This is a genomic window from Zobellella denitrificans, assembly GCF_002407485.1.
Taxonomy (GTDB): domain Bacteria; phylum Pseudomonadota; class Gammaproteobacteria; order Enterobacterales; family Aeromonadaceae; genus Oceanimonas; species Oceanimonas denitrificans.
In genome coordinates, this window is the sequence record NZ_CP012621.1 from 3,418,384 (window position 1) to 3,429,823 (window position 11,440).

An 11,440-nucleotide genomic window follows, 5' to 3' on the forward strand; every position below is an offset into this window, starting at 1 on the left:
CACCAAAAAGCCAGCCCGAGGGCTGGCTTTGGTTCAGCGTGTTCCGAGGAGGCGTTTAGATGGCCTGTTGGAAGATCACGGTGTCGGCCTTCTGCACGTAGCTGTCCAGCTCGTCGAAGTTCAGGTAGCGGTAGGTGTCCGCCGCCGTGGCGTTCAGCTCCTGGGCGTACTCCAGGTACTCCGCCACCGTCGGCAGCTTGCCGTGGATCGCCGCCACCGCCGCCAGCTCGGCCGACGCCAGGTAGACGTTGGCACCCTTGCCCAGGCGATTGGGGAAGTTACGGGTGGAGGTGGACACCACGGTGCTGTTGTCCGCCACCCGCGCCTGGTTGCCCATGCACAGGGAGCAGCCCGGGATCTCGATGCGGGCACCGACCCGGCCGAAGATGCCGTAGTAGCCCTCGGCGGTCAACTGGTCCTTGTCCATCTTGGTCGGCGGCGCCACCCACAGCCGGGTCGGCAGCTGGCCCTTGTACTTGTCCAGCAGCTTGCCGGCGGCGCGGAAGTGGCCGATGTTGGTCATGCAGGAGCCGATGAACACCTCCTCAATCTGCTCGCCCTGTACCTCGGACAGCAGGCGGGCGTCGTCCGGATCGTTGGGCGCGCACAGGATGGGCTCCTTGATCTCGCTCATGTCGATTTCCAGCACGTGGGCGTACTCGGCGTCGGCGTCCGCGGCCAGCAGCTCCGGGTTGGCCAGCCATTCTTCCATGCCCTTGATGCGCCGCTCCAGGGTACGCCGGTCGCCGTAGCCTTCGGCGATCATCCACTTCAGCATCACGATGTTGGAGTTCAGGTACTCGGCGATCGGCTCCTGGTCCAGCTTGATGGTACAACCGGCGGCGGAGCGCTCGGCGGTGGCATCGGCCAGCTCGAATGCCTGCTCCACCTTCAGCTGGGGCAGGCCCTCGATTTCCAGCACCCGGCCGGAGAATTCGTTGATCTTGCCTTCCTTGGCCACGGTCAGCAGGCCCTGCTTGATGCCGTAGTAGGGAATGGCGTGCACCAGGTCGCGCAGGGTGATGCCGGGCTGCATCTCGCCCTTGAAGCGCACCAGCACCGACTCGGGCATGTCCAGTGGCATCACCCCGGTGGCGGCGGCGAAGGCCACCAGGCCGGAGCCCGCCGGGAAGGAGATGCCGATGGGGAAACGGGTGTGGGAGTCACCGCCGGTGCCCACGGTGTCGGGCAGCAGCATGCGGTTCAGCCAGGAGTGGATGACGCCGTCGCCCGGGCGCAGGGACACGCCGCCCCGGTTCATGATGAAGTCGGGCAGGGTGTGGTGGGTGACCACGTCCACCGGCTTGGGATAGGCGGCGGTGTGGCAGAACGACTGCATGGTCAGGTCGGCGGAGAAGCCGAGGCAGGCCAGGTCCTTCAGTTCGTCCCGGGTCATGGGGCCGGTGGTGTCCTGGGAGCCGACGGTGGTCATCTTGGGCTCGCAGTACTGGCCGGGGCGCACGCCCGCCACGCCGCAGGCCTTGCCCACCATCTTCTGGGCCAGGGTGTAGCCCTTGCCGGAGTCGGCCACGTCGGCCGGGCGCTTGAATACCTCGGAGTGGCCCAGGCCCAGTTCGGCGCGGGCCTTGTCGGTCAGGCCGCGGCCGATGATCAGCGGGATGCGGCCGCCGGCGCGCACTTCGTCGAGCAGCACCTCGGTCTTGAGTTTGAACTCGGCCAGCACCTCGTCGCTGCCGTGGCGGCAAACTTTGCCCTCATAGGGGTAGATGTCGATGACGTCGCCGGTATTGAGTTTGGTCACGTCGCACTCGATGGGCAGGGCGCCGGCATCTTCCATGGTGTTGAAGAAGATGGGGGCGATCTTGCCGCCGATGCACACGCCGCCGGCGCGCTTGTTGGGCACGAAGGGGATGTCGTCACCCATGTGCCAGAGCACGGAGTTGGTGGCGGACTTGCGGCTGGAGCCGGTGCCGACCACGTCGCCCACGTAGGCCAGGGGGAAGCCTTTTTCCTTGAGCGCGTTGATGGCGGTGATCGGGCCGACCACGCCGTCTTCGTCGGGGGCGATGCCGGGACGGGCGTTCTTCAGCATGGCCAGGGCATGCAGCGGGATGTCGGGACGGGACCAGGCGTCCTGGGCCGGGGACAGGTCATCGGTGTTGGTTTCACCGGGCACCTTGAACACGGTCAGGGTGATCTTGTCGGCCAGGGCGGGACGGCCCAGGAACCACTCGGCGTCGGCCCAGGACTGCAGCACCTGCTGGGCATGGACGTTGCCGGCCTTGGCCTTGTCGGCCACGTCGTGGAAGGCATCGAACATCAGCAGGGTGTGGGACAGGGCCTGGGCGGCGATGGGGGCCAGGGCGGCGACGTCGAGCAGTTCGATCAGCGGCTGGATGTTGTAGCCGCCCTGCATGGTGCCCAGCAGCTCGGTGGCCTGCGCGGGGGAGACCACGGGCGAGCTCACCTCACCCTTGGCCACGGCGGCGAGGAAACCGGCCTTCACATAGGCGGCTTCGTCGACCCCGGGGGGGATACGGGTGGAAAGGAGTTCATAAAGGAAGGATTCTTCGCCGGCGGGTGGGTTCTTGAGTAATTCAACCAGGGCGGCAACTTGCTCTGCATCGAGTGGCTTGGCGACCACTCCCTCAGCGGCACGTTCTTCGACGTGTTTACGATAGGCTTCAAGCACGACTGTATCCTCTTATTATCATTCGCCACCGTGGGCGGGAATATCCTTGTTGGGGGCTGGCGTCCCGTCCGGACGCCGCAGCAGTATATAAGTTTTAACCGCAAATTAAAATCCGGCCCCCCTACCCTTTGGTCGAATGATGAATTAACCCCATGTTTTTTATATGCTTTTGCACATCCGACCCGATGCCTGCCACCAACAAGCCATTAACATCAAAAACTGAACAGATTGCCAAAATAGAGATAAAAACTGTTTTTATCCCCTTCGCCATGGCCATAAGCCAGATATAACGGCCCCCAGTTGGTATCCACACCGATAAAAACACTACCGGCGGTCAGCGAAGAGTCCCAGCCGACTTCCGCCCCCGAGTTCCATACCCCGCCCCGCTCCAGGGAGCCGCCCAGGTATACCGGCGAGCGGAAGGCGCCGAAGTCGTTGTCGAACCAGCGGTAATGGTAGAGCAGGCCACCGAAGCCGCTGTAACGGCCGCTGAGCTGGTCGCTCTGGTAACCGGACAGGTTGAACAGGCCGCCCAGGCTGCGGGCGAAGGTGGGCACCGGCTGCTCGGCGCTGGAGCCGCCGAAGGCCAGCTTGCCGATCAGGGTGTGGCGACCGTAGGCATAGGGCCGCAGCCACTCCAGATCGTAATCCAGGCCGGTCGCGCTCTCCTTGCCGCCATTGAGATCCAGGCTGTTGCGATAGTAACCGAGGCGAAGCTCCCACGCCTGGCCCCGGGTGGGGAAGAAAACGTTGTCCAGGGTATCGTGGCTGAAGCGCACATAGGGCCCGAACGAGTCGATATCCAGCCGTTCGTCGATATTGCGCGCCTCGATGTCACCGACCAGCCCCTGAAAGCCCAGGGCCAGTTCGCTCCAGGGATGGAGGTTGTAGCCCAGTTCACTCAGCAGGCTCCAGGTGGCGTAGTCGAAGTCCAGGGTGGTCAGCGGCCGGAACAGCTCGGCCTGCGGATCCGAGGCGTCGAAGAAGAAGGTACGCCGGCGCTTTTCATATTCGCCCCGCACCTTCCAGAAGAAGTCGTAGTCGGTATCGAGCGGGGTATAGAACTCGGAGGCCAGCTGCTTGTTGCTGCCGAAGGTCGCCTCCGCCAGCCACTCCCCTCCCAGCATGTTGATATTGGTGCGGCGGAACTGGGCGCCTATCTCGTAGTTGGAGCGGCTGGAGAAGTCATCCTCCAGGGCGAACTTGAAATCGACGAAGCCGGGCCCCCAGCCCTTTTCGCTGGTCTGCACCGTCAGCACCTGCTCGCCCTCCCGCTCCTCGATGCGGTAGCTGACCCGCTCGAAGGCATCCAGGGCATAGAGGCGGCGCACGCCCTCCTCCAGATCCCGGGTCTGGTGGAACTGGCCCGGCACCACCCCCAGCACGTCGCGGATCACCGCCTCGCTCAGGCCGGAGTCGTTCTCCACCAGGATGCGATCCAGGTAGACGGCGTCCGAACGCTGCAACTGGGCCCGCCGATCCAGCTTGTGACTCTGGTAAGCCCGGTACTCCTCTTCGCTCAGCGCCAGGGCCTGCAGTTGGGGCAGCATGACGGTGGCCGCCGCCTCGCCGCGGGCGATGGCGTCCGGCATCAGGTTGAAATCCCCCACCCCGATACCGCCGATATTGGGAGCCAGCAGGATATCCCGCTCTGTCATCAGCGCCTTCTGCCGCTCGGTGCTGGAACGGGTCAGGTAGTTGGTGAGCTGGCCTATCATCGCCAGGGCGCTGTCGAGCCGTTCCCGGGACAGCATGGCGTCGCCGATGTCGACCGCGATGACGATATCCGCCCCCAGTTCCCGGGCCACGTCCACCGGCATGTTGTTGACCACGCCGCCGTCGGCCAGCAGCCGGTTGCCAACCTCAACCGGCTGCAACACCCCGGGCACCGACATGGACGCCTGCATGGCGGTGGCCAGGTGGCCGTCGCCCAGCACCACGGGGGTGACCGTTTCCATGTCGGTGGCCACGGCGCGATAGGGAATGGGCAATTCATCGAAGCTGTTCAGCCCCGGCAGGTTCAGGGTGCTCTGGCGCAACAGGGCGCCCATGGCCTGGCCCTGGAAGAAGCCCCCGGGCAGGCTCAGCCGCCACTGCGGGTCTATGCCGATATCGGTGCGCAACAGGAACTCGTCGTTTTGCCGCTTTCGCCGCAGCGACAGCTCGTCCCGTCCCACCTTGTCCTGGTAACCCTGGCTCCAGTCCAGGCTCAGCATCTGCCGCTCCAGTTCCTCCGCATCCAGCCCCAGGGCATACATGCCCGCCACATAGGCGCCCATGCTGGTGCCGGTGACGATGTCCACCGGAATGCGGTTGGCTTCCAGCACCTTGATCACCCCCACATGGGCCGCGCCCTTGGCGCCGCCGCCACTGAGCACCAGGGCGACCCTGGGACGTTCGGCCTGGGCCGGCAGGGCCCCCAGCAACAGGAGCAAGGGCAGCAGGTAACGATACATGGCGGCTCAACCAGGCAAGTAAAGGGTGATTGTATTGTAAGGCGGGAAAGGGGAAATGGGGATAGGCGCCGATGCCGGAGCTGCGACGAAGGGCGTCCGTGCCCGGCCCAAATCCCGCTGCGTCACGCCGCCGGTGACAGTAGAATGGCGCGCCGAACCAAAGGGAGCAAAACATGAAGAATCTGTGCATAGCGGTGTTGCTGATGGTCGGGCTCAGCGCCTGCTCCACGACCCTGGGGGTCAGGGATGCGGAGTTCCGTACCCGGGACGCCACCATCAGGATCAGCGACGGCGAGCGCCACCGAGGCGGCGGCTTCTGCCCGCCCGGCCAGGCGATGAAGGGCCGCTGCTAAGGCGCCGAAGAGTGAGGGGTGAGGTGAGGCGTGAGGGGTCACCCCTCACCCCTCGCGCCTCACGCCCCTCTCCTCCCCCCTCACCCAGCATCAGGCCGGCAGCCGGAAACGGCCGATCAGCCGCTGCAGCTCGGTGCCCAGACGGGCCAGCTCAGAGCTGCTGGAGGCGGTCTGCTCGGTGGCCGCCGCCGAATGCTCCGACACTTCCCGGATGCTGAACACCGACCGGTTGATCTCCTCCGCCACCGAGCTCTGTTGCTCGGAAGCGGTGGCAATCTGGCTGTTCATCTGCTGGATATCGGACACCGAGCGGGTAATGGCATGGATGGAGTCACCGGCCTCGTTGGCGATGGCCACGGTTTCCTCCGCCATGGACGCACTCTTGCCCATCATGGTCACCGACTCCTGAGCCTTGCTCTGCAGGCCCTGGATCAGGGTTTCAATCTGGGAGGTGGCCTGCTGGGTGCGGCTCGCCAGGGCCCGCACCTCGTCGGCCACCACCGCAAAGCCGCGACCGTGCTCACCGGCCCGGGCCGCCTCGATGGCGGCGTTCAGGGCCAGCAGGTTGGTCTGCTCGGCCACCCCCTTGATCACATCGAGGATGCTGCCGATATTCAGGCTCTCGCTTTCCAGCTGGTTGATGGTGGCCAGGGAGCGGCGTACTTCCTCGGCCAGCTCGTTGATATGGGCGATGGTCAGGGTCACCTTCTGATCCCCGGCGCTGGCGTCGGAGTCGGCGGTGCGGGCCGAGCCGAAGGCGGTCTCGGCGTGGCGTGCCACCTCCTGCACCGTGGCGGCCATCTGGTTCATGGCGGTGGATACCTGCTCCAGCTCCATGCGCTGCTGGTTGACCCCGGTGCGGGTCTGCTCCGATACCGCCGACAGCTCTTCCGCCGAGGTGGCGATATGGGTGGCGCTGTTGCTGAGTTCGGACACCAGCTGGCGCAGGTTGAGGGTCATGGTCTGCATCCGGTCCATCAGCCGGCCCAGCTCGTCCTTGCGCTGGTGGCGGATATCCTGGCTCAGATCGCCCTCGGCGATGCGGTTGGCCTGGGACACCAGCAGCTTGAGCGGATTGATGATGCCGAGGGTGATCAGCCAGGCGAACAACACGCCCAGCACCAGGGCGGCGGCGGTGACCGACAGTATGATGATGCGCGACCAGTCACTCTGCCGGCCCATGCTCGCCTGCTGGTTGGCCAGCAGGGTGGCGGCGCCCTCGGCGATGCCCTGGGCCAGGACATCGATGCGCTCCTCCACCGCCACCAGGCCGTTGATCGCCTCGATAAAGCGCTCCTGCTGCTGTTGGAACTGCTTGAGCAGTTCATGCAGTTCCTTCACGTCCTCGTCGGGCCTCATGTTGATCCGGTTCTCCAGGGTCACCAGCAGGCCGCGCAGGCGGGAGGAAAGCTGCATGGCGTCGATCTCGTCCCGGCTCAGGGCGAAGTCCTTCTGGGTCAGGCGGATGCCCACCAGCCGAACCAGCCAGCTCATGGCACTGGAGTCGCTGGCGCTGAGGTACTCGGCCCGCTGCTGGGCGGAGAAGCCGATGCCGTTGAGGTCGAAAATCTGGCGCTGGGCGTCTTCGTTGAGGCTGGCCATCTGGGTCAACTCTTCCTCGAAGTTGCGGGTGCCGTCCAGGATCTGTTCGGCCAGGGCCTGGTTCTCGGGCTCTGACAGCGACAGCTGCAGCTCTTCCGCCAGCGCCCGGGCCTGCTGCACGAGCTCCTTGGCCCGGTTCAGCTCTTCGGGATCGTCCTGCAGCAGGTAGTTTTTCTCATGCTGGCGGGCCTTGCTGAACAGCAGGTCGATGGCGCCGGCCTGCTCCAGCTTCTGGCTCCGGTCGAGCACCGATGACAGGGTGTAGAAACTGATGGCGGCGGTGGTGAGGGTCGCCAGCAGCACCAGTGCAAAGCCCAGGGTCAGTTTCACCCTGACGCTCAGATGGCCTAATTTAGAGAGCATCTCGTATTCCTTTACTTGGTCGGAAATCGTTATTGTTGTTGTGACTGCTAACCATATCGGCTAATTGACAAAGATGTGAAGTCTTTCGTCGGAAAAGGTGATCTTTGACACAAATGGGACTGAAAGCCAGAAGCCGGAAGCCGGAAGCCGGAAGCCGGAAGCCGGAAGCCGGAAGCCGGAAGCCGGAAGCCGGAAGCCGGAAGCCGGAAGCCGGAAGCCGGAAGCCGATAATGCCACCTCACCAAATGCCAGTACCAGTCTGGCAACCCGGTGTTCGGGGGCGGGAGCGACTCGTGCAACCGGCTCGAACCGCTTCCCCCTCGCCAAGCACCGGTGCCAGTCTGGCAACCCCGTGTCGGGGGCGGGAACAGTCCGTGCAACCGACTCGAACCGCCCCTCCCCCTGGCAGCGGCGCCACAGGCACCACGCCGGGGACAAACCAGGGGGAAGAAGCACAACAAAAACGCCCGGCCAAAGGGCCGGGCGCTGACAATACCGATACCAGGAAAAACTTATTTCTTCTTCTTGGCCTTGGGGTTCGGCAGATCGGTGATGGAGCCTTCGAAGATCTCGGCCGCCATGCCCACGGACTCGTGCAGGGTCGGGTGGGCGTGGATGGTCAGGGCGATGTCTTCGGCGTCGGCACCCATTTCGATGGCCAGGCAGATCTCGCCCAGCAGTTCACCGGCATTGGTGCCCACGGTGGCGCCACCCAGGACGCGATGGGTGTCCTTGTCGAAGATCAGCTTGGTCATGCCGTAGGACGAGTCGGAGGCGATGGCCCGGCCGGAGGCGGCCCAGGGGAAGCTGGCCACTTCGTAGTTCAGGCCTTTTTCCTTGGCTTCCTTCTCGGTCACGCCCACCCACGCCACTTCCGGCTCGGTGTAGGCGATGGAGGGAATCACTTTCGGGTCGAAGTAGTGCTTCATGCCGGCGATGACTTCGGCGGCCACATGGCCTTCGTGCACACCCTTGTGCGCCAACATGGGCTGGCCCACGATGTCGCCGATGGCGTAGATGTGCGGCACATTGGTGCGCAGCTGCTTGTCGACATTGATAAAGCCGCGCTCGTCCACGTTGACGCCAGCCTTCTCCGCGTCCAGCAGCTTGCCGTTGGGAGTGCGGCCGATGGCCACCAGCACGGCGTCATAGGCGATGGTCTTGCTTTCGCCCTTCTTGTCTTCCATGGTCACGTGGATGCCGTCGTCCTTGGCTTCCACCTTGGTGACCTTGGTTTCCAGCATCAGGTTGAACTTGTCTTTCACCTGCTTGGTGAAGATCTTGATCAGATCCTTGTCGGCGGCCGGGATCAGCTGATCGAACATCTCGACCACGTCGATCTTGGAGCCCAGGGCGTGGTAGACGGTGCCCATTTCCAGGCCGATGATGCCGCCGCCCATGACCAGCAGCTTCTCGGGGATTTCCTTCAGCTCCAGGGCATCGGTAGAGTCCCAGATACGCGGATCTTCGTGGGGGATAAAGGGCAGCTTGATCGGACGGGAGCCGGCCGCGATGATGGCGTTGTCGAAGGTCACTGTGGTGTTGCCGCCCTCGCCTTCCACCACCAGGGTGTTGGCGCCGGTGAACTTGGCAAAGCCGTTGACCACCTTGACCTTACGCATCTTGGCCATGCCGCCCAGACCCTGGGTCAGCTGGCCGATGACTTTTTCCTTGTGGCCGCGGATCTTGTCCAGATCGATTTGGGGCTCGCCAAAGGTCACGCCGTGGCTGGCCATCATCTTGGATTCTTCAATGACCTTGGCGATATGCAGCAATGCCTTGGAAGGAATACAGCCGACGTTCAGACAAACGCCGCCCAGGGTTGAATAACGCTCGACCAGTACGGTTTCCAAACCCAGATCGGCGGCACGGAAGGCGGCGGAATAGCCGGCAGGACCCGCGCCCAGTACCACAACCTGAGCTTTGACTTCTTGACTCATGGTGACCTCTATTATGATTTTTTTGCCCCGTTCAAGCAGCGGCTGCTGGTTCGACCAGACTCATTACGACCACTACTAAATAAACGGGCTAAAGTTTACTGTTCTGCCTGTAAATTGAAAGTAAAAAGGCAGGCTTATGCCTGCCTTGTCACATTAAAGGGCCAAGCGGCGAAGGTCGCTCAGTACCCCACTCAGCATGGTGATGAAGCGGGCACCGTCGGCACCGTCGATCACCCTGTGGTCGTAGGACAGCGCCAGCGGCTGGATCAGGCGGGGCTCGAATTCCTTGCCGTTCCACACCGGCTTGATGCTGGACTTGGACACACCCAGGATGGCCACTTCCGGCGCGTTCACGATGGGAGTGAACTGGGTGCCACCGATACCGCCCAGGGAGGAAATGGTGAAGCAGCCGCCCTGCATGTCGGCGGCGGTCAGCTTGCCGGCCCGGGCCTTCTTGGAGATTTCACCCAGCTCCAGGGCCAGCTCGCGAATGCCTTTCTTGTTGACATCGCGTACCACCGGCACCACCAGGCCGTTGGGGGTATCCACCGCCACGCCGATGTGCACGTACTTCTTCATCACCAGGCTCTGGCCGTCTTCCGACAGGGAAGAGCAGAACTTGGGATAGGCTTCCAGCGCCTTGGCGGCGGCCTTCATGATGAAGATAAGCGGGGAGATCTTGTAACCCAGCTTCTGCTTGTCGGCGATGGCGTTCTCGCTCTTGCGGAATTCTTCCAGCTCGGTGATATCGGTCTCGTCGAACTGGGTGACGTGGGGGATCTTGACCCAGTTGCGGTGCAGGTTGGGACCGGAGATCTTCTGGATGCGGGTCAGCGCCACTTCCTCGATTTCACCGAACTTGGCGAAATCGACCTTGGGCCAGGCCAGCACTTCCAGGCCGTTGCCGGCCACCGCCACGCCCGCGGGCTGGCTTTCGACCTTCTTGATGATGGCCTTGACGTAGTTCTGCACGTCTTCCTTCAGGATGCGCTGTTTCGGACCGGTCGGGCTGACCTTGGACAGATCCACGCCGAACTCGCGGGCCAGGCGGCGCACCACCGGGGTGGCGTGCACATAGGCGTTGTTCTCGACGAAGTCGCCCTTGGCGGCAGGCGCGGCGGCGGCCGGTGCTGCGGCTTTCGGGGCGGCGGCGGCAGGCGCGGCTTCGGCCTTGGGAGCGGCGGCAGGCGCGGCAGCCGGGGCGGCGCCCTCGGCTTCGAACACCATCACCAGGGAGCCGGTGGATACCTTGTCACCGGCGGCGACCTTGATTTCCTTGACCACGCCGGCGAAGGGCGCGGGTACTTCCATCGAGGCCTTGTCGCCTTCCACGGTGAGGATGGACTGATCGGCGGCCACCTTGTCGCCCACCGCCACCATCACCTCGGTGACTTCCACTTCGTCACCGCCGATATCGGGCACGTTGACGTCACGGGCGACGGAGCCGGTCGCGGCCGGGGCTGAGGCGGGCGCTTCCGCCTGAGTCTGAGACTGGGACTGCTCGGCGGCCGGAGCGGCGCCACCGGCGACTTCGAACACCATGATAAGTGAACCGGTGCTGACCTTGTCGCCCACGGCGATCTTGATCTCGGCCACCTTGCCGGCGAAGGGCGCGGGCACTTCCATGGAGGCCTTGTCGCCTTCCACGGTCAGCAGGGTCTGCTCTTCGCCCACGGTGTCGCCCACGGCCACGGCGATCTCGGTGACTTCCACCTCGTCACCGCCGATGTCCGGCACCTGTACTTCTTTCAGGGCCACGCCGGCGGCAGCCGGGGCGGCTTCGGCCTGGGCCACGGGGGCAGCGGCGGCCGGGGCGGCGGCGGCCGGGGCGGCGGCGGCGCCCTCTGCTTCAAACACCATGATCAGCGAGCCGGTGGCGACCTTGTCGCCCACCGCTATCTTGATCTCCTTCACCACGCCGGCGGCGGGAGCCGGCACTTCCATGGAGGCCTTGTCGCCTTCCACGGTCAGCAGCGACTGCTCTTCGCTCACGGTGTCGCCCACGGCCACCAGGATCTCGGTGACTTCAACCTCGTCCGCGCCGATATCCGGCACCAGAATATCTTTAGACAT

The 11,440-nt window shown here is 64.2% G+C and carries 6 protein-coding genes; 1 reads left to right on the forward strand and 5 read right to left on the reverse strand.

Translation table 11 applies throughout. From position 1 onward, the window contains the following. Nucleotides 1-55 precede the first annotated feature (55 nt). Nucleotides 56-2,653, reverse strand: coding sequence for a bifunctional aconitate hydratase 2/2-methylisocitrate dehydratase (acnB, locus tag AN401_RS16135; RefSeq protein ID WP_096779918.1), 2,598 nt, complete (start codon nt 2,651-2,653; stop codon nt 56-58). Nucleotides 2,654-2,865: 212 nt separating this feature from the next. After that, the gene (locus AN401_RS16140) at nt 2,866-5,109 is read right to left on the reverse strand and encodes a patatin-like phospholipase family protein (protein ID WP_096779919.1); all 2,244 of its coding nucleotides are present in this window, start codon (nt 5,107-5,109) and stop codon (nt 2,866-2,868) included. Between the two features lie 173 nt (nt 5,110-5,282). Between AN401_RS16140 and AN401_RS16145 the strand changes: the two genes are divergently transcribed. Then, the gene (locus AN401_RS16145; protein ID WP_094041240.1) at nt 5,283-5,462 is read left to right on the forward strand and encodes a hypothetical protein; all 180 of its coding nucleotides are present in this window, start codon (nt 5,283-5,285) and stop codon (nt 5,460-5,462) included. Between the two features lie 90 nt (nt 5,463-5,552). On the opposite strand, the gene AN401_RS16150 is transcribed toward AN401_RS16145, so the two are convergent. From AN401_RS16150 to aceF, 3 genes are all read right to left on the reverse strand, one after another. Beyond that, nucleotides 5,553-7,427 (reverse strand): methyl-accepting chemotaxis protein, encoded by a 1,875-nt coding sequence (locus AN401_RS16150; protein ID WP_096779920.1) that lies wholly within the window; start codon nt 7,425-7,427, stop codon nt 5,553-5,555. 512 nt (nt 7,428-7,939) lie between these two features. Beyond that, nucleotides 7,940-9,367, reverse strand: a complete 1,428-nt coding sequence (gene lpdA / locus AN401_RS16155; protein ID WP_094041236.1) for a dihydrolipoyl dehydrogenase — start codon at nt 9,365-9,367, stop codon at nt 7,940-7,942. Between the two features lie 153 nt (nt 9,368-9,520). Beyond that, entirely contained in the window at nt 9,521-11,440 is a 1,920-nt protein-coding gene (gene aceF / locus AN401_RS16160) for a pyruvate dehydrogenase complex dihydrolipoyllysine-residue acetyltransferase (protein ID WP_096779921.1), read from the reverse strand.

Excerpts from the sequence above, each read along its gene's own strand:
- AN401_RS16140 (WP_096779919.1), bottom strand. The coding sequence starts at position 5,109 with ATGTATCGTTACCTGCTGCCCTTGCTCCTGTTGCTGGGGGCCCTGCCG.
- AN401_RS16145 (WP_094041240.1), top strand. The coding sequence starts at position 5,283 with ATGAAGAATCTGTGCATAGCGGTGTTGCTGATGGTCGGGCTCAGCGCC.
- AN401_RS16150 (WP_096779920.1), bottom strand. The coding sequence starts at position 7,427 with ATGCTCTCTAAATTAGGCCATCTGAGCGTCAGGGTGAAACTGACCCTG.
- lpdA (WP_094041236.1), bottom strand. The coding sequence starts at position 9,367 with ATGAGTCAAGAAGTCAAAGCTCAGGTTGTGGTACTGGGCGCGGGTCCT.
- aceF (WP_096779921.1), bottom strand. The coding sequence starts at position 11,440 with ATGTCTAAAGATATTCTGGTGCCGGATATCGGCGCGGACGAGGTTGAA.